We start from the raw sequence: 23198 nt of genomic DNA on the forward strand, positions 1-23198 counted from the left end.
TTATGTTTTCAGAATATCTTCCGCTTATTTATAGTGCAACCCTAATGACCTTAGGGGTGGCACTCGCCTCTCTGGTAGTCGGCTTATTACTTTCAATGTTGTTTGTGGTGCTTGAGGCCAGTAAACAGCCTTGTATTAGTAAACCGACTTCTGTTTTTTTAGCCTTATTACGTGGTTTACCTGAGATTTTAGTGGTTTTACTGATTTTCTTTGGCTCTACTGAATTGCTTGAGAAAATTACCGGTGAATATGTTGAATTTAGTGCATTTAGCTGCGGGGTATTGGCACTCTCATTAATTTTTGCTGCCTATGCTTCGCAATCATTGCGTGGGGCGATTCAAGCCGTACCAAACGGGCAATGGGAAAGTGGTGCGGCATTAGGGCTAAGTCGTGCGCATACATTTTTAAGAATTATTATGCCGCAGGTTTGGCGTCACGCGTTACCGGGCTTAAGCAATCAATGGTTAGTATTGTTAAAAGATACAGCGTTGATTTCCTTAATCGGAGTGGACGATTTAATGCGCCAAACGGATTTAATTAATACCAATGAGCATCAGCCTTTTACATGGTACGGTTTGGCGGCATTAATTTATTTAGCGATTACCTTAATCAGCCAAGTGATTATTGCCAGACTTGAAAAACGTTTCACACGCTTTGAAAGAGGGGGGAAATAATGTTTCAAGATTATTTAGCCGTCATTGCGCAAGGGATTCCGACCAGTCTGAGTTTAACCGCCGTATCGTTGCTGATTGCTTTTGTGTTGGCAGTGGTTTTTACTTTCTTGCTATCAATGGAAAACAAGCTGATTAAAGTAATGGTAAACGGTTATTTAATGTTATTTACCGGTACGCCGTTATTAGTCCAGTTCTTTTTGATTTATCACGGACCAGGACAATTCCAATGGATTGTCGATAGCTTTGCTTGGCAGTTTTTATCGGATGCGTGGTTCTGTGCAGCGTTAGCGTTGGCATTGAATAGTACGGCATATTCAACCCAATTATTCCACGGGGCGGTAAAAGCAATTCCGAAAGGACAATGGGAAACTTGTACGGCACTTGGTTTAAGCCGTTTAGATACTTTGAAAATCTTAATTCCATACGCATTACGCCGTGCGTTACCGTCGTATAGCAATGAGATTATCTTAGTTTTTAAAGGTACATCGTTAGCTTCGACTATTACGCTGTTGGATATTATGGGCTATGCTCGCCAGCTATACGGTACGGAATACGATGCGATTACTATTTACGGTATTGCCGGAGCGATTTACTTAGTAATTACCGGTATTATGACGATTCTGTTACGCAGAGTTGAAGCGAAAGTGCTGGCATTTGAACGTCCGGCAATGGATAAAGCGTAAATTTCTTCTATGGTACTCGTCTCTGATGAGTACTTTTTTATATACGGACAAGCGGTCTGATTTTGGGAGAAATTTGCAAATTTCCCGATAAATCAGACCGCTTGTTTTTCTGGGAAAGCTCGCTAATTAAGGGTAATTAGGCGACTTTCTTCGCTAATATGGTTGCGAAGCGCATTTTAATGCGGTTGCCGTTCGCATCGGTTTTATGCAATTCACCTAAATCTTCGTTGTACTTCACTAATTCCCAGCCTTGGTAATAGTTTGCCAATTCTCCCTCGCCAAAGGTAAATGAGAACGGCATCGGACACGGATATTCTTCGGTACTCATCGCACACACAATCAAATTATAACCGCCGACTTTGGTGTTTTTCTGCATATTTTCAATAATTGCTGGAATGCGTTCACGATTTAAGAACATCATCACAACCGTAGACACAATCAGATCATATTCACCGTCTTGACTGCCGATAGTGGCTTGATTGATATCATAAATACCGGTTGCAATATTTGATAAGTTCTCTTTCTCAATCATATAGTTTAAGAATTCGATACTCTCAGCATTATGATCCACCGCGGTCACATCAAACCCTAGTAAATTCAGATAGAGTGAATTGCGCCCGCGTCCGCAACCTAAATCCAACACTTTACCGGCTTTCACATAATTAACCGCATTTAACACTTCGGAGTGTGTGGTGGTCAGGTTATATTTTTTCGCATAGTAATCTTTTGCTTCGCAATAGAATGCTAACTGACATTCCAAATCATCGGAAAGCGCTTCAACTTTATGCCAAAGTTGCGGTTCAACCAACGGGGGCTGATTTTCAGGGGTAAAAATCAGGCTATTAACTTCTTCACCTTGTTCAGTCAATTCATAAAATTTTAATTCGCCTTTAAGAATGGTCAATTTTGCCCAAGTCCCTTGTTTAGTGTTGTGTTTTTCTTGAAACATTTGTGGCAGGCTGTCTTTGGTCCAAACCGGCATCTGTTTGTAGCAAATTAAGTTTTGCATGATTGCTCCTCTCTAACAAAATAAGATAATGCTGAATTTTACTCCTCTGATTTCTCTAGGCAATAAAAAAACCGACTAAAATAGTCGGTTATATCAAAAATACCTAAAATTTATTAGATCTCTAAGCCTTTAAATTGGCGACCGAAATAGACTAAACCGATATTGGGGGTGACATCAATATGTTTCAGTTCAACCATAAAAATAGTATGTGTGCCAACCGAATGGGTATCAACAATGTCACCTTGTAAAGACGAGATTGAACCGCGTAACACCGGTTGTCCGTCAATCCCTTCATCCCAAATATCCCAAGTGAAACGCTCTTCCATGCTGCTATTCAGCATACAAGCAAAATGCTTCGCCATTTCTTCTTGTTCATGACTTAATACGTTAATGCACACTTTACCGTTTTGCTTGATGATATCGTGTACGGAGCTGTTTTGATTAATACAGAAGAGCAAAGTCGGTGGCGTATCGGTAACCGAGCAAACTGATGATACAGTGATCCCGATTTTGCCGGCGGCGCCATTGGTAGTAACAATGCTTACCGCAGCAGATAAATGCGCCATCGCATTGCGGAATTGTTGTGAAAATTCAGGTACCTCTTGAGGTTTTGGAATACAAGACATAAATCTCCTTTTAAATTATTCTTTCCAGATAACGTGATATTCTCGATTATCCGCATCGTGAGAAATCAAGAAACGCGCGAATACATCGTCCATTTCATCTTTATCGTTTACTAAGCCAACCCATACTTCGGCAAATGCGTCAGGATCGATTAATGTGCCTATTTCTTGATCCCAATTTTCTGAGGTTTCGACCATTTCAACGGCGCCACGCTCTTCAAATTGTAAATTGAATAATAAAATATCCGCGGGATCTAAATTCTCACCCGCCATTTCAAGGAAAATATCATAAGCGAGATCAATCGCTTCATCTGGAGTTAATTTGTTCATAATTTGTTTCTTTTATGTAAAAAATAGCGACCTAATTTGCCAATAAAGGTTAAAAAAGTCAAATTTATAGACATTGGATCAAGCGACTTATTACTTGTCCGGCGGTTTTTTCTTTAATAATTTGCCAATTGCTCGGTAATTCAAGCGGCGGATGGTTCTTTTCCGTTTCCACATAAATCAGCGCATTTTCGGCAAGCCACTGGTTATCGGCTAAGAGCTTTAACACTTTCGGCACAAAGCCGTGATTAAAAGGCGGATCGACAAATACCACTTCAAATCCTTGCTGCGAATTCTTTTGAGCTAAATATTGCAGAGTATCGGTATTAATTACGGTGCCGTTTGTAGTTTTAAGTGAGGTTAAATTGTTTTTCAGCAGATTTGCCGCATTTGCAAATTTTTCAAGAAAAACAACCGCTTGTGCTTGGCGAGAGAGTGCTTCGATACCAAGTGAACCACTACCCGCAAAACAATCTAAACAACGACCGCCTGTTACGTCATTCATTAGCCAATTAAACAGGGTTTCTTTTACTCGGTCGGTGGTCGGGCGTAAACCTTCCGCATTTAACACCGGTAACTTTCGCCCTCGCCAAAGCCCGGCAATGACACGCACTTCTCCGGTCGGCTTATTTTGTAAAGTGGAATTACGATTTTTTTTCATACTAACTAAAGGAAAAATAAGGATTATTTGATAAACTACACAAGTTTAGTCCATTTTAAAGGAAAAGTGAGAAAAATATGGCAGAAAAGAAAAAAGGTTTTTGGTCTTGGTTAGGTCTCGGCAAAAAAGATGAGCCGAAACAAGACGATATTCCGGCGGAACAAAATGTTGAATCTACAACAGAAATGCTAGAACAGAAAGTTGAGCAAGCGGAGCAAAAAAACGAGCAGCTGCAAGAGACGGTAGAACAGAAATTAGAAGATCTCGAAGATAAAGTTGAAGATAAGTTTGAGCAAATTACCTCGCAGCCGGAAATCAAAGAATTTGTTGATTCAGTTGAGCAAAAAGCGGAACAAGTTGAGGATTTTGTTGAGCGCATTGAAGATGCGATTGAACAAAAGTTTGAACAAATCGAAGAATTCGTTGAACAGAAATCAGAGCAAATTGAGCAATTTGTTGAAGATAAAGTTGAAGAAGCCAAAAGCTTTTTACATGATACCGCGGACAAGATAGAGCAATCTTTTGAGCAAGAGAAAGAACAGTCCGTTTCAATTATTGATACGGCTAAAGCTGAAGTGGTACAAGATGTTAAGGAAGCTACAGTACAAGCGGTCGAATTTAGCGAAAATCTTGCAAATGAAACGACAACTGAGCCGGAGCCGGTAAACCACCATCAGCAAATCGAAGAACGCGTTGAAAAAGTTGTAGAAGCGGAACTTGTGGGTGAAGTTAAAACAAAATCGGATGCGGAAGAAAATTTTGAAGAGCTGGAAGAATTAGTTGAGCTTGAGGTGGAAAAAGCCGAACACGAGCAAGCTGCACAAAAGGTGGATGATTACCAAGAAAAACCGAGTGAAGGTGGCTTTTTCAGCCGTTTGTTAAAAGGACTCGTTAAAACAAAACAAAGTATCGGTTCCGGCTTCCGTAATTTCTTTAGCGGCAAAAAAATTGATGATGATTTATTCGAAGAACTGGAAGAGCAGTTATTGGTTGCCGATTTAGGCATGCCGACTACGACCAAGATTATTAACAGCCTCATGCAACATGCAACTAAACAGCAGTTAAAAGATGCAGATTTACTTTATCAGCAACTTAAAGTTGAGTTGAGTGAAGTATTAAAACCGGTTAGCCAACCGCTTGAAATCGATACAAGTAAAAAGCCTTATGTCATTTTAATGGTTGGGGTGAACGGGGTGGGTAAAACCACCACTATCGGTAAATTAGCACGCAAATTCCAAGCAGAAGGTAAATCTGTAATGCTTGCAGCTGGTGATACTTTCCGTGCCGCAGCAGTAGAACAATTACAAGTTTGGGGTGAACGGAATAATATTCCGGTGGTCGCACAATCTACCGGTTCGGACTCGGCTTCGGTGATTTTTGATGCGATGCAATCAGCGGCGTCAAAAGGGATTGATATCTTAATCGCAGATACCGCCGGTCGTTTGCAGAATAAAAACAACTTAATGGATGAGCTGAAAAAAATCGTACGTGTGATGAAAAAATATGATGAAAGCGCACCGCACGAAATTATGCTTACCTTAGATGCCGGTACAGGACAAAATGCGATTAGCCAAGCGAAATTATTTAACGAAGCGGTCGGCTTAACCGGTATTACATTAACTAAATTAGACGGTACGGCAAAAGGCGGTGTGATCTTTGCGATTGCCGACCAATTTAATATTCCGATTCGCTTTATCGGAGTTGGTGAAAAAATAGAAGATCTCCGCCCATTTAGTGCGGAAGAATTTATCGAAGCATTATTTGAACACGAAGAATAACAACAATTATTACGAGCAGGCGGAGAAAGATATTTTTGCAAAAAATAAGCGAAATTAGACCGCTATTTCTGAGTGTATCGTGATAGAAAAAGGTAAACACAATGATTAAATTCACAAATGTAAGTAAAGCCTATAAAGGCGGCAAGCCGGCATTACAAGGTATTAATTTCCATTTGCCGGTTGGCGGTATGGCGTATTTAACCGGTCACTCTGGTGCCGGTAAAAGTACCTTGCTTAAGCTGATTATGGGCATTGAGCGTGCAAACGGCGGACAAGTGATGTTTAACGGACATGATATTACTCGCCTTGAAGCACACGAATTACCGTTTTTACGCCGCCAAATCGGTATGGTTCACCAAGATTACCGTTTACTTACCGATCGCACCATTTTGGATAATGTTGCTTTGCCGTTGATTATTCAAGGTATGAATCAGCAAATTGTTGAGCGTGAAGCTCGTATTGCGTTGGAACGTGTCGGTTTAGCGAATAAAGCGAATTATTTGCCGTTACACCTTTCAGGTGGTGAACAACAACGTGTTGATATTGCCCGTGCGATTGTACATCGCCCAATTTTATTATTGGCCGATGAACCGACCGGTAACTTAGACGAAAAATTATCGTTTGAGATTTTCCGCTTATTTGAAGAATTTAATCAATCTGGCACAACAGTATTGGTGGCGACTCACGATACCAATATTATTTCAAAACGTCCGAAACCATGCTTAGTATTAGAGCAAGGTTATCTCAGAAACTAAGGAAACAATATGGCTCGTTCATTTAATACCAGCTTTGGTGCGCAAACACGTTATACCTTACGTTCTGTATGGCAAGATCTCCTAAAACGTAAGTTTGGCACTTTTTTAACCGTATTAGTGATTGCGGTATCACTCACTATTCCGACCGTAAGTTATTTACTTTGGAAAAATACGCATCAGGCAGCGACAGAGTTTTATCCGGAGCCGGAGCTCACGATTTATTTGCATAAAAATCTTGCTGAACATGATGTGAATGCCGTGGTAGAACGTATTCGTCACTTTGATGCGGATAAAATTGAATCATTGAACTATATTTCTCGCCAGCAGAGTTTAGATGAATTTCGCTCATGGTCTGGCTTTGGTGAAGCTTTAGATATTATTGACGATAATCCGCTACCGGCGGTGGTTACTCTCAAACCGAAAAAGCAGTTTACCGCTAATGATGCGATGCTTGAATTGCGTAACGGCTTACAAGCGATTAAAGGTGTACAAGAGGTTCGTCTAGATAACGGTTGGCTAGAAAAATTAACCGCTTTAACTTGGCTGATTGCTCGAATCGCAATGGTTTGTACGGTATTGATGCTAATTGCGGTGTTTTTAGTGGTGGGTAATGCGGTGCGTACCGATGTGGCAAATAGCAAGGCTTCAATTGAAGTGCAGCAATTATTAGGCGCAACGGATCACTTTATTGCTCGCCCGTTCCTATATACTGGTATGATTTATGGCTTTTTCGGCAGTTTGCTGGCTATTCTGTTTAGTGCGGTTTTAATCAGCTACTTTACCGGTATAGTGAAATATGTCACCGATATGTTTACGGTTAAATTTGAGTTAAATGGCCTGGATTTTAGTGAAATGTTCTTCCTGATTGTGGCGTGTATCTTTATCGGTTGGTTATCAGCAAAAATTGCAACCAATCGCCATATATACCGAATTGGTTCTTGTTATTAAAAGAATTTGAATAAAGAAAAAACGGATATTCAAATGAATATCCGTTTTTTTATATGGTTAGAATTGGTAGTTCAGATTTAATTTTGCGACATTTTGCTTCGCGACTTTTGAACCGTCAGTAACACCGCCTGAAAGGCTGAGTTTGAGATTTTGATATTCCATTTCCACACCTGCCGCTAAATGTTGGCGATTGCCGGTTTCTAAGCTGAATTGGCGATCGGCTACTTTCATTTCCGTATCGCCGTTATGTACCCAATACTCTGCAGAGATCAATGGTTTTATGCTAAATTGAGTACCTAACGCAAATTTATAACCTAACTCAAGGTCTGCAAAATAGCTGACAAAATCGACCGCTTGTTCTTGCACATTTAGTCCGTCCAATTGGTAATTGGCGTGCCCTAAATGATTATAGCGAATACCTGTTTTCGCGGTGGCTTCAAGCTGATTCCAAGTTAGTTCCTGTCCTAAAGTTAAGCCGGTTTGTACAAGTTTACGGCTAAAGCCATCGGTTTGATTTGCCGATTTTAGCTTATTCTTAATTCGTCCTGCACCTAGATCAAATGCAGCAAATGTACCGTTATTTGTTTGATATTTCACAAATGCGGAGGTAATTTGCAAATGATGTTTATAAGCAAAATCATTGCCATTACGCACATCGGTTAATTACGATAAGCAGAGCTATTCGTAACAGTGTTATTAGACCATACACGGAACTGATTACCATCGGTTGGGAATTTTTCAATCACTTGCTAAGCTTTTTGCTGTTGCTGCAGCAATAATTCCGCTTGGTGCAATGCGGCAATTAATGCTTCAGTATCGGCTTCAGGTTTTTCTTAGGCTGTAACGGCAGTTCCTTTTTGAGTTGTTTCCGGCACATCCGTAGCTATTTTTTCTACTTCTGTCACGCTTGATTTTTGAGTAATTTCAGGTATGTCTGCAGCCGGCTTTTCATCTGCTTTTAGGCTTGAACCTTCTTGTTGAACTACAGCTGGTGTAGCTGATGGTGTAACTGTAGAGGGTGTGACAGTTTTAAATGAATTACCCTCTCTTATCACATTTACGCTACTATCTTGTGTGGCAGCTACGGTTAAACCGTCAGCATTATTACTACACTTACATAGGTTTCATTAGGATCTAACTAACCTCTAATATCTAAATCCTGCCTATTTTGATTCACTTTGGATAATAAAGTGAAGTTATTTGTAAGGCGTATGGTGAGGTTAGTGGTTGATTTTGCTAGCGCTAAAGCACGTTCAAAATCACTTTGTGAAGAGACCTCAGCTACATTGGTTTGAGCGTAAGCAATAGGACTAATTGTTGTTATTATCGTTGGCACACTACATAAAATAGCAATTGCAATACGATTTTTAATAAATTTCATATAAACTATATCCTTAGGTGAAAACTAATATGGTTTATGGTATATTTTGACTTTTCTTGGTATTTTTTTGCAAGATTTTATATGTCTTTATCATTTGTAAAATGTTAGTTAAGTGTAAGTTCTTTTTGCAGATTTTTTATAAAAAAAGACCGCTTGCCTTTATTTGGTAAGCGGTCTAGTTTTATTGATGATTTATTAAGTTATCTAGAAGCGTTTGCTAAACTCCACAAAAATACGGTGTTTATCGTAGCTATAGAATGCGTGATTACTTTTTACTTTATTAAAGCTATACGTTAGGCGAGGTGTAATACCCCAATAATGTATGGCACGATGCCATAGACTTAATGATACACCGTATTCTTTATTACGTTGTGTAATGCCAAAGATTGGCATTGGTGCTTTGTAATTTTTTTGTGCATAGTTAACACTTAATCGTGTTGATAGACCGAATGGCCATTCTTGTCCCCAGCCAAGCGCGATTCCGCGGCGGATATAACTGTCATCCTTATCTCGAGTTGCTGTGCGGTTGTAGTTTATATTAGTAAACCAATATTGTTTTGCACTGGCAAGATAAGTTAAGCCACTTGAAACGAAATGGTAGCTACCATTTAAATGTTTACGATCCATATAACGTTGTTCGGCATATTCATAGTTTGATTCCCATTGCCATTTCGGTGAGATCCAGTAACTGGTTTCTAATGTTGCGCCGCTTGTTTTTGAGAATCGTTTTAAACTGTTGCTACTGTTCGAACCGCCAGCATAAAGTGTTTGTTCCATAAAAGGAAGAATAGCCATATTAAAGCGAGCGGTTTGATAGCCTAAACCAAGGCTTCCTCTTGCGCTGACTTCATTATATTTTTTGTTATTCCAATAATATTTTCCGTTACTGCTTAGACGGAATTCATTATAGAAATTATTTCCCCAAGACCATTTCTTGCCAGCATAGAAGTTAAAGCCGATCCCTTGTGCGGATTCGGATTTCGGTGCGCTCCATTGTCCGTAAGTGGTGCCAGATTTCGGGGCGTTATTAATATTCGGATCGTTTAAATAAGTGAATCCACCGGAAAATACCCATCGATCTTTATTTACGATTGCGGCAATATATTGATCGATAACATCTTTAATCTGGGCAGGCGGATTTTCTGCGCGTATTTTTTGGAATTGATCTTCGGCGGCTTCTAATTCATTGTTCTCAAATAATGCTACAGCAAGCTGTAAACGAGCAGAGCCTAAGCCTGAATGTTCGGCTAATATTTCTCGATAGAGAGCAATGGCGGTACTGTAGTCGCCTTTTTGACGGGCTAAAATAGCTTCCGACCACTTAACCATAATCGGGTCTTGGTATTGTGCTGGCAGTTTGCTATAAAACGAATAAAGAAAATTAACCGTATCAGAATTAGATTGATGTAATGCTAAAACAAGCGCATTTGAAATTAAATCTGGTCGCTTAGCGAACTCCTCTTTGCTCATACTTGGAAGCTTTTTTTGCTGAACGGTTGATTGAGGAAGTGAACGAGCAACCGGCTTTTGAATACGAGATTCAATCGCTACTTCCGTTTGGCTTCGTAAATCGTTTAAATGGTCGGAAATTTTTTGTTCTGTAGTATCAGCAAGCGCTGAGAATGTGGTAGATACTGCAACTGCAGAGATAAGTAATTTTAATTTCATCTGACAATATTTTAAGTAAAGAATGTAAATTTTAATTATATATGAGAATTATTATTATTAAAATGATTTTTACATAAAAAAGCTATCCTCTAGGATAGCTTCAATGTTTAAAGAATCTTAAACTCTTTTAATGCATAAAGTATACCGTCTTCTTCAATATGCTTCGTCACATAATCAGCGTGTTGTTTTAGTTCTTCTTCAGCATTTCCCATTGCTACGCTAAAACCGACAGTATCAAACATTTCAATATCATTAAATCCATCTCCAAATGCCATCGTATGTTCAATATTTAAACCAAAATGGCGGATAACATCTTCGATACCACGGGCTTTAGAATTTTCGATACATAGAATATCAACCGCATTTGGATTCCAGCGTACGGCTTTAAGTTCATCTAGCAGCAGGTCTGACGCACGAATTTCTTCATCACGACTTTCCGGATAAAACGCAAGCATCTGTACCGCAGTGCTTTTTAAATAGAATTTTGGGTCAACCACGTAATCTGATTTTATTGGTGTGGTAGCTGCTCGTACGATAGGGTTTTCTTCTGACACGGCAATCTCTTCCGGTGTGACAAATGCATAAGCAATATCTAATGCATTAAGTTTTTCAATACAACGCTCAATTTGCTCAATAGTTAAACCATATTGGCTAATTATTTGATCTTTATAGAAATTATACTGACCGTTAATCGTAACAAATAGCTCAAAGCCGTGTTCGCCCATTAATGGTTTTAAGGCTTGAGGAAAACCACCAAGATTACGTCCGGTCGCAATAGCTGGGATAATACCTTTTTCTTTTAGTTTAGGTAGGACTTGTTGAGTGATTGAATCTGGAATATAAGCTTTGGATTTTACATAGAGTGTGTCATCAATATCAAAAAAGATGACTTTAATTGGCTGACTTGGTTGGGTCATTCGTTAGTTTGTCCTTAATAAAAAGTGAGTTATTAAGTAAAGATTTTACTCTTTTTTCGATCTATATCGCAAAAAATCTCCAATTTTTCTGATGAAAGTTTGATACAACCAAAATAAAAAGGAGCAAGTATGAATTATTGGGGATTTAGATGTATTCATTGCCGTAAACCATTAGCAATAGCACAGCATACTATTTGTAGTAGCTGTTATCGCAAAATAGAAAAAAGCTGCTATTGTGGATGTTGTGGTGCGTTATTGCCAGAAAATCAGTTATATTGCGGTAATTGTTTACGTAATGAGCCAAAATGGCATCGTATCGTACAGATCGCATATTATAAGCCACCGCTTTCCGATTGGATTCATCGCTTTAAGTTTCAGGATCAATTTTGGTTGGATCAAGGTCTTGCCAGATTGTTGCTATTAGCGATAAAGCAAGCGCAAAGAACACATCAATTAGAATTGCCGGAGGTGATTTTTCCGGTACCGCTTTTTTGGCATAGGGAATGGAAGAGAGGTTTTAATCAAGCGCAACTGCTGGCGGAACATTTATCAAATTGGCTAAATATTCCTTTAGATAACGTTAGCTTAAAGCGAGTGCGAGCGACATATTCTCAACGGCAGCTTACAGCCTATGAACGTAAGCGTAATTTAAAAGGCGCATTTCGTTATACACCAAATCGAGCATATCAACGTGTTGCGATTATTGATGATGTGGTGACAACCGGCTCAACGTTAAATGCAATTTGTGCCGAGTTACTTAAGCAAGGTGTACAGCATATTCAAGTTTGGACATTGGCTCGAGCTTAATTTAGCTTTGACAAGCGGTCATTTTTACAGATTTTTTGCAAAAATAACCGCTTGTATGGATTTGTATATGAAGGAATTAGGTTAAATTTTTAAAATAATCGATGATTAATTGGCTTGCTACTCTCACCTTTTCTGATTGAATACGCTGTGGCGTAACTAAATATAGTGGTGTTTTAGGTAATTTCCAATCTGAACAAAGTGAGATTAATTCGCCGGACTCAAGCTGCTCTCGAATATATTTAATCGGGAGTTTAGTAATACCTAATCCATTTAACAGTAAACCTTTAGCCGCATTGAGTGAATTGCAAGTAATACGATAATAGGGCATAAATGTTGCTGTATCTCGCTCTTGGCTTAGCAGCATCGGGGATTTTTTCTTCTCTTTATCTGGATAACTAATCCAGTCCAATTTCTCTAGTTCGGATAAATTTTTGGGCAATCCATGGCGCTTAATATAGTCGTGATGCGCCACAATTGCCCATTCGAAATTATATAGATGACGAGCGATAGTGCGGTCATCTGTGATATTGCCCGAACGCAATAAAATATCAAATTTTTGCTCAGAAAGATCGATTGGAGTATCTTCAAAAGTGATGTTCAGCCGAATTTCCGGATGATTATCAAGAATTTCTTTAAACGTTCTGATTAAAAAACTATCAATTAGACCACTCACTGAAGCAATTTTTAATTCACCAACAGGCTCAGAACGAAGGGCCTCAATACTACGAACCGCATTTTCTGCACTGTGCTGAATATGTGCAATATGTTGATAGAAAATATTACCCGCATCTGTTAAAGAAAGCTTCCTTGTTGTTCTATTTAACAGCTTGATTTTTAACTGGTTTTCTAACTTTTTAATCGTTTGCGTTACCGCCGAGGGTGTCATGGACAACTTCTCGGCCGCCGCTTGCATCGCACCTTGTTCAACGATTGTTACAAAGACCAGCATTGCCTTGTAATCATACATACAAAATCCTTTTATTAAGTTGTGCTTAATAGTGTATTAAGTAAAATGGGGTTGTTAAGGTATTTTAAATCATTACAATTAATTTGAAATTTTTACTATTTCATTATTTTCAGCAATGACATATATGAACTAGTTATGCCTTAGAATTATGACGAGATTCTACGGCTTTTAGTGTCTTTGCTTAGCGAGCCTTTATATAAAAATAGAAAATTTTCTATTTTAAATGTAAAGCGTTTGTTGAATTAATGAAGTAGGGAAAATTTCTATTATCTCCATTATGAATAAGTATTATTTGTAATAAGTGAATAATACATCGGAGTAATAAGCATAGTGATAACCACACTAAACAATTTTGATAGTAATTTATGAATTATTATTAGAAGTATTTTGTGACTGGTTTTTTTTCAAAGACGGCTGAAAAGGATTTTCTGGCCGTCTTTTTTCGCTTTAAGCTTTAGCGGAATACACTTTAAATTTATTGGATTTGGCAATAACGGTATGTGAACCGAAAGCTTTATCCAATAAATCCGGATAAGGTAAGAAAGCGTTCGCTACAATACGCAGTTCTCCGCCACGATTTAAACGATTTTTCGCTTGTGCAATTAAATCTTCTACTGCTCGATAAGCAGTATCAATGCCATCGTGAAACGGCGGGTTAGACACAATCAAATCAAAACGTTCCTCAATATGCGAAAACACATCGCTTGCCACTACAGCTCCTTCTAAAGCATTTTCCGCCAGTGTACGACGCGATGATTCAAGTGCCATCGCATGAATATCGGACATAGTTAATGTAATCTTTTCAAATTGCTGTTTTAGACTTGCCCCAATCACACCAGCACCACAGCCAAGATCCAGCACTTTACCTTTTAAGCGGTCCGTTTTATTAAAACTCGAGAGCAATAATTGCGTGCCACCATCTAATTCTGCCGAACTAAATACAGCCGGTAAAGCGAAAATGGTCAGATCTGGTAACTGGTAAGATTTCCAGAATTTTTTACTGTTAAATTCAGGCATACTTTGCAACTCAAAATGATATAAACCGCAGCGGCGAGCAGAATCAATTTTGGCGATATTACCGCAAGGCTCAAGTAGCTTTTCCACCGAACGCACACCGGCACGGTTTTCACCGATAATCAATATTTCTTGACCAATGTTTGCTTGTGAAAGCCATTGTAGTAATTGATATTGGCATTCTTGTTTGTTTTTTGTCCAGAAAAATATCGCCAGTTCGGCTCTGATTTCGCAATCTAAACCGAAGCTTACATCGCTATATTGGCGTGCATAATCGAAATAGCTACTAAAAATCGCCACACTTTTAGCCGTTGATTTGATGTGATCGGCAAAACGATCTCGAACATCACCAAACAGTAAAATTGATTTATTTGCAAACAAAGGCAAATGACGATTTAACACTTCACTTTCAAGAGAGAGCATAAATATCCTTTTATTTCTGTATATTATGGGGCTTAATCATAAAAATATTTCCGCATTTTACCGACTTTTGATACTATTCCCTACTTGTTTTTGCGAGGTATGAGATGAATCGGCGAGATTTGCTATTAAATGAGATGAATATTCCTCAATGGGTGCTGATAAAACCGCAAGTATTAAAGGGCGATGCGCAAATTCGCTTGGATAAAGCGGTGAAACTGGTTGTGGTATGTGAAGAGAATCATCAAACAAGCGGTCTGTTTTCGGACATTTTATGCGCCTTGCAGTTGCAGCCTAACCAATATCAATGGTTGGATGCAGAACAAGCCTTGCGTTTATTTTTTGAACATCATCCTATTTTTTGGCTAATCCAATCGGAAAGACAAGCGGTTGAAATTGCAAAAAAATTTGCAAATCAGACCGCTTGGCAACATCGTTCGTGGCAAGATTTAACGAGTGTCGCTACAAAACGCCAACTTTGGCAACAAATGGCGGCATTTTGTCAGCATTTTGAGGATAATTATGATTGAAATCATTAATGAATCGGATTTTGACCATTTGTTTGAGATTGAGCAAGCTGCACACCTCGTACCTTGGAGCAAAGGTACATTACTCAATAATCAAGGCGATAAATATTTAAATCTCAAACTGACCGAACAAAATCAAATCGTGGCTTTTGCCATTTGCCAAACCGTATTGGACGAAGCAACTTTATTTAATATCGCTGTTGATCCGAGTTTCCAAGCAAAAGGTTACGGTAAACGCTTATTATCCGCCTTAATTGAAAGACTGCGTGAACAAGGTATCTTAACGCTTTGGTTGGAAGTGCGAGAATCCAATCTCGCCGCACAAAAATTATATGGCGCACTCGGTTTTAATGAAGTCACTATTCGTAAAAATTATTATCCGACCCCGAGTGGCGCAAGAGAAAATGCCGTTGTGATGGCTCTGTATTTATAAATGATTAGGAACATTAAACATAATGACCACTGAAACCCCATTAATGACCTTTGAGGAATTGGATTTAGCTCCTCAACTGTTAAAAGCGCTCAATAAAAAAGGTTACAAACGCCCGACCGCCGTACAAGCGGAAACCATTCCACACGCCCTTGATGGTCGTGATTTACTTGGCTCGGCACCGACTGGTACCGGCAAAACCGCCGCATTTTTATTGCCGGCTATTCAACATTTATTGGATTACCCACGCCGTAAACCGGGGGCGCCACGTATTTTAATTTTAACCCCAACCCGTGAATTGGCGATGCAAGTGGCGGAAGAAGCAGAAGTCTTTGCTGAATTTACCAAACTCAGCATTGCCACCATTACTGGCGGCGTGGCGTATCAAAACCACGGCGAAGTGTTTAACAGCAACCAAGATATTGTAGTCGCGACACCGGGGCGTTTAATGCAATATATCAAAGAAGAAAATTTTGACTGCCGTGCGGTAGAGATTTTGATCTTTGATGAAGCAGACCGTATGTTACAAATGGGTTTTGGGCAAGATGCGGAAAAAATTGCGGCGGAAACCCGTTGGCGTAAACACACGTGGTTATTCTCGGCAACGCTGGAAGGCGAGTTATTGGTGGATTTTACCGACCGTATTTTGGATAACCCGTTAAAAATTGATGCGGAACCAAGCCGCCGTGAGCGTAAAAAAATCCAACAATGGTATTACCATGCGGATAATGTGGAACACAAGACCAAATTACTTGCCCGTTTGATTGCTACGCTGGAAATGGAAAAAGCGATTGTATTCGTTCGCCGCCGTGAAGATGTGCGTGAGTTAAGTGATACGTTACGCAAACGTGGCTTACGTTCAACTTATTTGGAAGGCGATATGGCGCAAACTCAGCGCAACCAAGCGATCACCCGTTTAAAAGACGGTGTAGTGAATGTGTTGGTCGCGACGGATGTTGCTGCCCGTGGTATTGATATTGATGATGTTGATTATGTGATTAACTTCGACTTACCGTACAGTGCAGATACCTATTTGCACCGTATCGGTCGTACTGCGCGTGCTGGTAAAAAAGGATCGGCAATCTCATTGGTGGAAGCGCATGATTACAAACTGTTAGGCAAAATCAAACGCTATACCGAAGAGCAGTTAAAGCCAAGAGTGATTGAAGGTTTAGAGCCTCGCACCAAAGCACCGAAAGACGGTGAGTTAAACACTACGACCAAAAAAGAAAAAGCACGTATTAAAAAACGTAAAGAAGCGAAGAAAGAAGCGGCAAAAGCCAAAGTAAAAGTGCGTCATAAAGATACTAAAAATATTGGTAAACGTCGTAAACCGGCTGCGGAAGCGACAAAATCTGCGTAATACAAGCGGTTGAATTTTTGCAAAATTTTGCGGAAATTCGACCGCTTTTGTTTTCCAGTTTGTAGAGGAAAAGAAATGGATCTATACAACATCCGAGAAGATTATAGTAAACAAGAATTGTCCCAGGCTCATTGCCATGCGGATCCAATTCAGCAATTCGAGCAATGGTTACAGGAAGCGATTACCGCTAAAGCGAATGAGCCGACAGCGATGAACGTTGCCACCGTTCTTGACGGCAAACCGACCAGCCGTATTGTGCTATTAAAAGAGGTGAATTCAAATGGCTTTGTGTTTTTTACCAATTATCAAAGCCGTAAGGGGCAAGCGATTGAGCAAAATCCTTATGCTGCATTAACCTTTTTCTGGGCGGAGTTAGAGCGTTCGGTACGGATTGAAGGACAGATTGAGAAAATTTCAGCTGAGGAATCGGATCGCTATTTTGCCAGCCGTCCTTATACCAGCCGAGTCGGTGCTTGGGCGAGTAATCAGAGTCAAGTGTTAGCCAGTAAAAGCGAGTTGGTGGTAAAGGCGGCATTGATTGCGGCGAAACATCCGTTACAAGTGCCTCGCCCACCACATTGGGGCGGTTATATCGTATTACCGGAACGAATTGAATTTTGGCAGGGCAGACCAAGTCGTTTGCACGATCGCATTTGTTATCGCCTTGTTGAAGGAAAGTGGCATAAAGAAAGGTTATCGCCATAAGGTGGCAGAAATAAAAAATGGTGGGAAATCCCACCATTTTTTGTTGATTTGCCTGAATCAGTCGAAAGACTTTTAGTCAGCAAGTTTTGTACCGTACAGATAAGTGTAACCGAACGGACTTTGTTGGTAGTCTTGTACACGTTTGCTGGTCGGTGCAAAGTTAATTGAGTGTGCCACGTTAATCCACGGTGCTTGTTCTCTTAACAATACTTGTGCCTGTTCGTAGAGTTTAGTACGTTCCGCTTTATCCGATAAGCCGAGTGCTTTATCTAATAACGCATCTAGCTCTGGGCTGTTAAAACGAGCATAGTTACTGTTACCGATGTTTACCGAACCGAATAACGGCGATAAGAAGTTATCCGGATCACCGTTATCGCCCGACCAACCGTAAGTACCGGCAGTGAATTCGCCTGCTTTTGAACGTTTAATATAATCACCCCATTCATAAGTGACTAGTTTCGCTTTTACCCCGATTTTTGCCCAGTCTGCCTGAATAATTTCAGACATACGGCGTGGGTTCGGATTTGATGCACGCACGACCGGTTGTACCCAAAGTTCAGTTTCAAAACCGTTCGGATAGCCTGCTTCTGCGAGTAATTGTTTCGCTTTTTCAATATTAAATTCCGATTCCGCTAAGCTGTCGTTGTAGCCCCAAATGGTTGGCGGTAACGGATTTTTTGCCGCAATACCGGCACCTTGGTAAACCACATCAATAATTGCTTTTTTATCAACCGCAAGATTTAACGCTTGACGTACTTTCACATTATCAAACGGTGCTTTTTCGGTGTTAAATGCAACATAAGCGATATTTAAACCCGGTTGTGAAAGTAATTGCACTTTCGGATCGGTTTTCATTTTTTCAATATCGGTTGCATTCGGGAAGTCGATTAAATCGCACTGACCTGCTTGTAATTTTGCATAACGAGCGGTTGCATCCGGTACAATTTCAAAAATTAAGCGGTCAAAATCTGCTTTGCCATTCCAATAATCTTTATGTGCAACATAGCGGCTTGCCTGATCTAACACGTAACCGGTAAAGGCGAATGGACCGGTACCAATCGGTGTACTGTCAATTACTTCTGGCGTACCCGCTTTTAACATTTTGTCGGCGTATTCCGCAGAATAGATTGAAGTGAAGTCCATACCTAAACTTGAAACGAAGGTCGCATCACGTTTGGTTAAGGTAAATTTCACCGTATGATCATCCACTTTCTCAACCGATTTTAATAAGGTTGGGAATTTCATCGCTTTAAAGTACGGATAAGTTGCTTTTGAAACCGTATGATAAGGATGATTCGGATCTAACTGACGGTTAAATGAAAATACCACGTCATCCGCATTGAAATCACGGCTTGGTGTGAATGCTTTATTTGAATGGAATTTCACGCCTTTACGTAGGTGGAAAGTGTAAGTTAAACCGTCTTCGGATACATCCCAAGATTCAGCTAACGCCGGCTCGATCTCAGTTGAACCGCGTTTAAATTCAACTAAACGGTTATAAACTTGTTGGGAACTCGCATTGTACGAAATGCCGTCCATTGCCAGTGCCGGGCTGAAATATTGTGGTGAACGGCTAACGCAGTTCACGAAAGTTTTTTCGGCTACCGGTTTCGCAGTTGTTTTAGTATCAGTATTTTTGTCATCACAAGCGGTTAAGGCAAGTGCTACTAATACACCTGCACTTACTTTAGTTAAAGTCGCTAATTTCATAAGTGCGTCTCCAAGTAGGATTTTAAATAAATCGCAAAATAAAAAGTTGCGAGAGATTACCCTTTCTGAACAATGGAGTAAAGAACAAAAGGCATTTCGTTATAACGAAAAGATATAAAAAGCAGTCTGATTCCTCTCGAATTTTGCAAAAAAGTGAGAAATCAGACCGCTTGTTCACGGAGATTCAATCAGAGAATTAGTACATACCTTCACGCTCTTCACGGGTACTGATGTAGATATTTTTCACTTGTGTGTAAGCGTCCAACATCATTTGGTGGGTTTCACGCCCAATACCTGAGGATTTATAACCGCCAAATGGCGCGCCTGCCAGCAGAATATTGTAGCAATTTACCCAAACACGACCGGTTTCAATCGCTTGTGCAACACGTAATGCACGGTTAATGTCTTTGGTCCAAACGCCGCCACCTAAGCCGTATTCCGAATCGTTCGCCATTCGAATAACATCTTCTTCGGTTTTAAATTTAATCACGGTTGCCACCGGCCCGAAGATTTCCTCTTGAGCAATTCGGTTGTTATTATCTTTCGATTCAATTAAAGTCGGCTCGACAAATTCGCCATTGGCTAGGTTATCGGCTAAGACTTTTTTACCGCCGGTAATGATGCGGCAGCCTTCTTCTTCACCAATTTTCACATATTTTAAAATGGTGTTAAGTTGTCCTGCATTGACCTGTGCGCCCATTTGCGTGTCGTCTTCCCATGGTAAGCCGACTTTGACTTTCTTAAATTCTTCGGCTAGAGCTGCGATAAATTTATCATAAATGCCTTCTTGCACGAAGATGCGTGAACCGGCACAACATACTTGCCCTTGATTGAATAAAATCCCTTTTTGTGCACCTTCCAATGCTTTGTCGAACGGCATATCGTCAAAGAAAATATTGGCTGATTTACCACCTAATTCTAGGGTTGCCGGAATGAGTAATTCAGCAGCGGAAACCGCAATATGACGACCCACTTCGGTTGAACCGGTAAATGCCAATTTATTAAAGCCTTTGTGTTTAAGCATGTATTCGCCGGATTTTGAACCTTTGCCGGTAATCACATTTAATACGCCTTTCGGTAGTAAATGATTAATTTTTTGTGCAAAAGATAACAGGCTTAACGAAGTGGTGCTGGAAGGGTGAATGACTACAGTACAGCCGGCAGCAAGAGCCGGTGCGATTTTCCACGCCGCCATTAGGAACGGGAAATTCCACGGAATAATTTGTCCGACTACGCCGATGGGCTCGCGTAGTACGAGAGAAAGTTCTTCTTGATTGATTTGATTTAAGCTACCCTCACCAGCACGAATGGCACTGGCGAAATAACGGAAATGGTCGGATGCTAACGGAATATCCGCCGCTCGGGTTTCACGAATCGGTTTACCGTTATCCAGCGTTTCTTGCAAAGCGAATAATTCACCGTGTTCATCAATCACATCAGCAATTTTATTTAAGATTGCGGCACGTTCCGCAGCGGTGGTTTTTCGCCAAGATTTAAATGCTTGTTGCGCTGCCGTAACTGCTGCATCAACGTCAGCATTGGTCGCATCAACAAAGTGTGCCAATACATCACCGTTTGCCGGATTGTAAGAAGCAAGTAAATCCTTACCACTGCCTTGAGTCCATTCGCCATTGATTAATAAGCCATACGTTTTATCAAAAACATTGAGATTTTTCATCGCTTTGCTCCTAGGTTTATTACGGGAAATAAACTATTACTGAGCGAATAATATGCGCTTAGAATTTAATCTGGCAATGTTTTTGTTAAAAAAATGTGAAAAGTGTGAAGTGGTTCGCAAAATTTGAAGAGCATTAATTGGAGGTAAAAAATAAGGACGCTGTAGCGTCCTTATCAAGAGAATTAACTCTTATTGTTTTGGTACACCGATTGGTAATACTGTGCGACCGAAGCTTTCATTGATGATTTCTGCCGCCGCTAAGTAGAACGCTAATAATGCAGTTAATAAACCGAAGTTACCACCGATGTGAGTAAGTGAGTGATCACCGGTGAAATCGCCTGCCGCTAATAAGTAGAAGGTGATGGTTAATGCTAAGAAGATTGCTTGTAATGCACGTGCTTTTGCTAATGTACCGATAAACATCATGAATGTGAATGTACCCCAAGCCACTAAGTACCAGCCGATGAACGGTGCAGTTACGCCTTCAGCGAAGAATACTTTGAATAATGCGAATGACCACCAGAAAGCACCGTAACTAGTGAATGCAGTGAAACCAAAAGTGTTACCTTTTGAAAATTCAAACATACCTGCGATCATTTGTGCAGTACCACCGAAAGCGAAACCCATTGCAAGCACTAAGCCTACGTTTTCGCCACCAAATGTACCGTTGTTGATTAAGCTAAGTAACCAAGTTGTTAATGCAAAGCCGCATAAACCTAATGGACCCGGATTCGCAGTTAAAGAGTTATGATTTGACATTTAAGACCTCAAGTCGTTGTTTAATGTTTAAAGTATTCGTCCTTCCGATTGGAAGGACGTTTGAGTTGCAAGAAATAACAAGCGGTTGTTATTTCTTCAAATTTTGCAAATAACTATTTGCCCGTTTTTAGCAAATTCCAGTATTTTTCGTAGATTTCAACGGCTTTGCCTACGTCTGCTTGCAAGATGCCTTTATTAATTTCCTCTTTCGGCGGGAAAATTAACGGGTCATTGACAAGCTCTGGAGAAAGCAGACTTTTTACACCCTCATTCGGCATAGAAAAGCCCATGGTTTCGATTACTTCTTTCGCACTTTCAGGGCGTAATAAGAAATCGATAAATTTATGTGCCGCGTCTTTATTTACCGCACTTTTGGGAATCACATAGTTATCCATCCAAATCACGGCTCCTTCTTTCGGGAACACAAATTTTAAATCCGGATTTTCACTTTTAGCACGGTGCGCCGAACCGCTCCATTGCATCCCTACGGAAACTTCACCTTGTAAATAAGGCATCTCCGGTGAATCCGAATTAAAAACTAACACATTCGGTACTAATTTTTGTAAACGCTGATAAGCGCTTTGAATTTCTTGTTCGTTTTCGCTATTCGGTGATTTACCATCAAGTAATAAGGCAATATGAAACACTTCACGCGGATCGTTCATCATCAGCAATTTGCCTTTATACTCATCACGCCATAAATCCCCCCAGCTTGAAATGGTACTTGGATCAAAATCTTGTGAATTCACCCCGATACCGGTTAAACCATACACATAAGGCAGAGAGTATTTATTTTCCGGGTCGAACGGCTTTGCCATCAGTTCCGGCGTAACATAATTTAAGTTAGTTAATTTGCTTTTATCTAACTCGGCAAGCATTCCTTCTCTTGCCATTTTGCCAACATAGTAGCTGGAAGGAAATACGATGTCATAACCTTTTGAATTTGAAAGTTTTAACTTCGAATACATTTCTTCATTACTTTCAAATGTCGAATAAATGACTTCAATTCCCGTTTCTTTGGTGAATTTTTCTAGGAGTGATGAAGGTACGTATTCCGTCCAGTTATAAACGTATAATTTCTCAGCAGCTTGTGCGGTGAGTGCAGAAAACGCAAGGCTTAATACAGCAAGTTTTGCTAAAAATGCACGACCGAATTTAATCAATTTTTTTATCCTCTGAAAAAGGTCAATAAAAAACTAGGCGTAATACCTAGTCCAAAAGCATGAAATTATAGCGATAACTGTGCATAGTTTCTATAAATTGTCGTTAAAATTGTAAAATTTTTTGTTTATTTGACCGCTTGTATTGACTGAATATATTAAAATACATAAATCTATTTTAATGCTAATAATTTTTAATTAGAATGGTTAGAATGGTCTTCCTTTTATTTAGTT

The 23198-nt window shown here is 39.9% G+C and carries 25 protein-coding genes; 10 read left to right on the forward strand and 15 right to left on the reverse strand.

Features of this window, described 5'->3' with window-relative positions; all coding sequences use genetic code 11:
* Nucleotides 1-2: 2 nt before the first annotated feature.
* Both artQ and artM read left to right on the forward strand, forming a co-directional pair.
* Entirely contained in the window at nucleotides 3-674 is a 672-nt protein-coding gene (gene artQ, locus C228_RS0110540; protein WP_018652583.1) for an arginine ABC transporter permease ArtQ, read from the forward strand.
* The gene (gene artM / locus C228_RS0110545) at nucleotides 674-1357 is read left to right on the forward strand and encodes an arginine ABC transporter permease ArtM (RefSeq protein WP_018652584.1); all 684 of its coding nucleotides are present in this window, start codon (nucleotides 674-676) and stop codon (nucleotides 1355-1357) included. Before artQ ends, artM begins: the two co-directional genes overlap by 1 nt.
* 136 nt (nucleotides 1358-1493) lie before the next feature.
* Here the strand turns inward: artM and tehB are convergent, their stop codons facing one another.
* The 4 genes from tehB to rsmD form a co-directional block, all read right to left on the reverse strand.
* Nucleotides 1494-2366 carry an SAM-dependent methyltransferase TehB gene (gene tehB, locus C228_RS0110550; RefSeq protein WP_018652585.1) on the reverse strand — a complete coding sequence of 291 codons (873 nt, stop codon included), beginning with the start codon at nucleotides 2364-2366 and terminating at the stop codon, nucleotides 1494-1496.
* Between the two features lie 113 nt (nucleotides 2367-2479).
* Nucleotides 2480-2992 (reverse strand): 4-hydroxyphenylacetate 3-monooxygenase, reductase component, encoded by a 513-nt coding sequence (hpaC, locus tag C228_RS0110555; protein ID WP_018652586.1) that lies wholly within the window; start codon nucleotides 2990-2992, stop codon nucleotides 2480-2482.
* Between the two features lie 15 nt (nucleotides 2993-3007).
* Nucleotides 3008-3319 (reverse strand): HI1450 family dsDNA-mimic protein, encoded by a 312-nt coding sequence (locus tag C228_RS0110560; RefSeq protein WP_005598462.1) that lies wholly within the window; start codon nucleotides 3317-3319, stop codon nucleotides 3008-3010.
* Nucleotides 3320-3383: 64 nt separating this feature from the next.
* Nucleotides 3384-3977 carry a 16S rRNA (guanine(966)-N(2))-methyltransferase RsmD gene (rsmD, locus tag C228_RS0110565; RefSeq protein WP_018652587.1) on the reverse strand — a complete coding sequence of 198 codons (594 nt, stop codon included), beginning with the start codon at nucleotides 3975-3977 and terminating at the stop codon, nucleotides 3384-3386.
* 77 nt (nucleotides 3978-4054) lie between these two features.
* Here rsmD and ftsY point away from each other — a divergent pair, with 77 nt between their 5' ends.
* The 3 genes from ftsY (at nucleotide 4055) to ftsX (ending at nucleotide 7458) form a co-directional block, all read left to right on the forward strand.
* The gene (gene ftsY, locus C228_RS0110570) at nucleotides 4055-5755 is read left to right on the forward strand and encodes a signal recognition particle-docking protein FtsY (protein WP_018652588.1); all 1701 of its coding nucleotides are present in this window, start codon (nucleotides 4055-4057) and stop codon (nucleotides 5753-5755) included.
* 101 nt (nucleotides 5756-5856) lie between these two features.
* Nucleotides 5857-6510, forward strand: coding sequence for a cell division ATP-binding protein FtsE (ftsE, locus tag C228_RS0110575; RefSeq protein WP_018652589.1), 654 nt, complete (start codon nucleotides 5857-5859; stop codon nucleotides 6508-6510).
* A 9-nt stretch (nucleotides 6511-6519) separates the two neighbouring features.
* Nucleotides 6520-7458 (forward strand): permease-like cell division protein FtsX, encoded by a 939-nt coding sequence (gene ftsX, locus C228_RS0110580; RefSeq protein ID WP_018652590.1) that lies wholly within the window; start codon nucleotides 6520-6522, stop codon nucleotides 7456-7458.
* A gap of 57 nt (nucleotides 7459-7515) precedes the next feature.
* On the opposite strand, the gene C228_RS0110585 is transcribed toward ftsX, so the two are convergent.
* The 5 genes from C228_RS0110585 to C228_RS0110605 form a co-directional block, all read right to left on the reverse strand.
* Nucleotides 7516-8112, reverse strand: a complete 597-nt coding sequence (locus tag C228_RS0110585) for an autotransporter domain-containing protein (RefSeq protein WP_018652591.1) — start codon at nucleotides 8110-8112, stop codon at nucleotides 7516-7518.
* A 179-nt stretch (nucleotides 8113-8291) separates the two neighbouring features.
* Nucleotides 8292-8513 (reverse strand): hypothetical protein, encoded by a 222-nt coding sequence (locus tag C228_RS0110590; protein WP_018652592.1) that lies wholly within the window; start codon nucleotides 8511-8513, stop codon nucleotides 8292-8294.
* Between the two features lie 83 nt (nucleotides 8514-8596).
* Complete coding sequence (locus C228_RS0110595) at nucleotides 8597-8839, reverse strand: hypothetical protein (RefSeq protein WP_018652593.1); 243 nt, start codon at nucleotides 8837-8839, stop codon at nucleotides 8597-8599.
* A 204-nt stretch (nucleotides 8840-9043) separates the two neighbouring features.
* Nucleotides 9044-10507, reverse strand: a complete 1464-nt coding sequence (locus C228_RS0110600; protein ID WP_018652594.1) for a porin family protein — start codon at nucleotides 10505-10507, stop codon at nucleotides 9044-9046.
* Between the two features lie 107 nt (nucleotides 10508-10614).
* Nucleotides 10615-11424 (reverse strand): Cof-type HAD-IIB family hydrolase, encoded by an 810-nt coding sequence (locus C228_RS0110605; protein ID WP_018652595.1) that lies wholly within the window; start codon nucleotides 11422-11424, stop codon nucleotides 10615-10617.
* 129 nt (nucleotides 11425-11553) lie between these two features.
* Here C228_RS0110605 and C228_RS0110610 point away from each other — a divergent pair, with 129 nt between their 5' ends.
* Nucleotides 11554-12231 carry a DNA utilization protein GntX gene (locus tag C228_RS0110610; protein WP_018652596.1) on the forward strand — a complete coding sequence of 226 codons (678 nt, stop codon included), beginning with the start codon at nucleotides 11554-11556 and terminating at the stop codon, nucleotides 12229-12231.
* A 76-nt stretch (nucleotides 12232-12307) separates the two neighbouring features.
* On the opposite strand, the gene C228_RS0110615 is transcribed toward C228_RS0110610, so the two are convergent.
* Nucleotides 12308-13198, reverse strand: coding sequence for a LysR family transcriptional regulator (locus C228_RS0110615; protein ID WP_018652597.1), 891 nt, complete (start codon nucleotides 13196-13198; stop codon nucleotides 12308-12310).
* Nucleotides 13199-13645: 447 nt separating this feature from the next.
* A complete protein-coding gene (gene rsmC, locus C228_RS0110620; RefSeq protein ID WP_018652598.1) occupies nucleotides 13646-14635 on the reverse strand; it encodes a 16S rRNA (guanine(1207)-N(2))-methyltransferase RsmC in 990 nt (329 codons plus the stop codon).
* Between the two features lie 104 nt (nucleotides 14636-14739).
* On the opposite strand from rsmC, the gene C228_RS0110625 reads away from it, so the two are divergent.
* The 4 genes from C228_RS0110625 to pdxH all read left to right on the forward strand — a co-directional run bounded on the left by C228_RS0110625 (nucleotide 14740) and on the right by pdxH (nucleotide 17657).
* A complete protein-coding gene (locus tag C228_RS0110625) occupies nucleotides 14740-15162 on the forward strand; it encodes a DNA polymerase III subunit psi (protein ID WP_018652599.1) in 423 nt (140 codons plus the stop codon).
* On the forward strand, nucleotides 15155-15592 hold the full coding sequence (gene rimI, locus C228_RS0110630) for a ribosomal protein S18-alanine N-acetyltransferase (RefSeq protein ID WP_018652600.1): 438 nt from the start codon (nucleotides 15155-15157) through the stop codon (nucleotides 15590-15592). The genes C228_RS0110625 and rimI overlap by 8 nt, the downstream gene beginning before the upstream one ends.
* A gap of 22 nt (nucleotides 15593-15614) precedes the next feature.
* Nucleotides 15615-16952, forward strand: a complete 1338-nt coding sequence (gene srmB / locus C228_RS0110635; RefSeq protein ID WP_018652601.1) for an ATP-dependent RNA helicase SrmB — start codon at nucleotides 15615-15617, stop codon at nucleotides 16950-16952.
* 75 nt (nucleotides 16953-17027) lie between these two features.
* Nucleotides 17028-17657 (forward strand): pyridoxamine 5'-phosphate oxidase, encoded by a 630-nt coding sequence (gene pdxH, locus C228_RS0110640; RefSeq protein ID WP_018652602.1) that lies wholly within the window; start codon nucleotides 17028-17030, stop codon nucleotides 17655-17657.
* 72 nt (nucleotides 17658-17729) lie between these two features.
* On the opposite strand, the gene C228_RS0110645 is transcribed toward pdxH, so the two are convergent.
* The 4 genes from C228_RS0110645 to C228_RS0110660 all read right to left on the reverse strand — a co-directional run bounded on the left by C228_RS0110645 (nucleotide 17730) and on the right by C228_RS0110660 (nucleotide 22967).
* On the reverse strand, nucleotides 17730-19367 hold the full coding sequence (locus tag C228_RS0110645) for an ABC transporter substrate-binding protein (RefSeq protein WP_018652603.1): 1638 nt from the start codon (nucleotides 19365-19367) through the stop codon (nucleotides 17730-17732).
* Nucleotides 19368-19563: 196 nt separating this feature from the next.
* Nucleotides 19564-21045 (reverse strand): aldehyde dehydrogenase family protein, encoded by a 1482-nt coding sequence (locus C228_RS0110650; RefSeq protein ID WP_018652604.1) that lies wholly within the window; start codon nucleotides 21043-21045, stop codon nucleotides 19564-19566.
* A gap of 189 nt (nucleotides 21046-21234) precedes the next feature.
* Entirely contained in the window at nucleotides 21235-21804 is a 570-nt protein-coding gene (locus tag C228_RS0110655; RefSeq protein ID WP_018652605.1) for an acetate uptake transporter, read from the reverse strand.
* Between the two features lie 113 nt (nucleotides 21805-21917).
* Nucleotides 21918-22967 carry an extracellular solute-binding protein gene (locus C228_RS0110660; RefSeq protein ID WP_018652606.1) on the reverse strand — a complete coding sequence of 350 codons (1050 nt, stop codon included), beginning with the start codon at nucleotides 22965-22967 and terminating at the stop codon, nucleotides 21918-21920.
* Nucleotides 22968-23198 lie beyond the last annotated feature (231 nt).

Origin of the sequence: Actinobacillus capsulatus DSM 19761, from assembly GCF_000374285.1 — a bacterium.
GTDB lineage: Bacteria > Pseudomonadota > Gammaproteobacteria > Enterobacterales > Pasteurellaceae > Actinobacillus > Actinobacillus capsulatus.

Coding starts and splice junctions, on each gene's coding strand:
- rsmC (WP_018652598.1), bottom strand. CDS start 14,635: ATGCTCTCTCTTGAAAGTGAAGTGTTAAATCGTCATTTGCCTTTGTTT.
- C228_RS0110610 (WP_018652596.1), top strand. CDS start 11,554: ATGAATTATTGGGGATTTAGATGTATTCATTGCCGTAAACCATTAGCA.
- srmB (WP_018652601.1), top strand. CDS start 15,615: ATGACCACTGAAACCCCATTAATGACCTTTGAGGAATTGGATTTAGCT.
- C228_RS0110600 (WP_018652594.1), bottom strand. CDS start 10,507: ATGAAATTAAAATTACTTATCTCTGCAGTTGCAGTATCTACCACATTC.
- C228_RS0110605 (WP_018652595.1), bottom strand. CDS start 11,424: ATGACCCAACCAAGTCAGCCAATTAAAGTCATCTTTTTTGATATTGAT.
- C228_RS0110650 (WP_018652604.1), bottom strand. CDS start 21,045: ATGAAAAATCTCAATGTTTTTGATAAAACGTATGGCTTATTAATCAAT.
- ftsY (WP_018652588.1), top strand. CDS start 4,055: ATGGCAGAAAAGAAAAAAGGTTTTTGGTCTTGGTTAGGTCTCGGCAAA.
- C228_RS0110655 (WP_018652605.1), bottom strand. CDS start 21,804: ATGTCAAATCATAACTCTTTAACTGCGAATCCGGGTCCATTAGGTTTA.
- C228_RS0110645 (WP_018652603.1), bottom strand. CDS start 19,367: ATGAAATTAGCGACTTTAACTAAAGTAAGTGCAGGTGTATTAGTAGCA.
- pdxH (WP_018652602.1), top strand. CDS start 17,028: ATGGATCTATACAACATCCGAGAAGATTATAGTAAACAAGAATTGTCC.
- hpaC (WP_018652586.1), bottom strand. CDS start 2,992: ATGTCTTGTATTCCAAAACCTCAAGAGGTACCTGAATTTTCACAACAA.
- artM (WP_018652584.1), top strand. CDS start 674: ATGTTTCAAGATTATTTAGCCGTCATTGCGCAAGGGATTCCGACCAGT.
- rsmD (WP_018652587.1), bottom strand. CDS start 3,977: ATGAAAAAAAATCGTAATTCCACTTTACAAAATAAGCCGACCGGAGAA.
- ftsX (WP_018652590.1), top strand. CDS start 6,520: ATGGCTCGTTCATTTAATACCAGCTTTGGTGCGCAAACACGTTATACC.
- rimI (WP_018652600.1), top strand. CDS start 15,155: ATGATTGAAATCATTAATGAATCGGATTTTGACCATTTGTTTGAGATT.
- C228_RS0110595 (WP_018652593.1), bottom strand. CDS start 8,839: ATGAAATTTATTAAAAATCGTATTGCAATTGCTATTTTATGTAGTGTG.
- C228_RS0110615 (WP_018652597.1), bottom strand. CDS start 13,198: ATGTATGATTACAAGGCAATGCTGGTCTTTGTAACAATCGTTGAACAA.
- C228_RS0110560 (WP_005598462.1), bottom strand. CDS start 3,319: ATGAACAAATTAACTCCAGATGAAGCGATTGATCTCGCTTATGATATT.
- tehB (WP_018652585.1), bottom strand. CDS start 2,366: ATGCAAAACTTAATTTGCTACAAACAGATGCCGGTTTGGACCAAAGAC.
- artQ (WP_018652583.1), top strand. CDS start 3: ATGTTTTCAGAATATCTTCCGCTTATTTATAGTGCAACCCTAATGACC.
- ftsE (WP_018652589.1), top strand. CDS start 5,857: ATGATTAAATTCACAAATGTAAGTAAAGCCTATAAAGGCGGCAAGCCG.
- C228_RS0110625 (WP_018652599.1), top strand. CDS start 14,740: ATGAATCGGCGAGATTTGCTATTAAATGAGATGAATATTCCTCAATGG.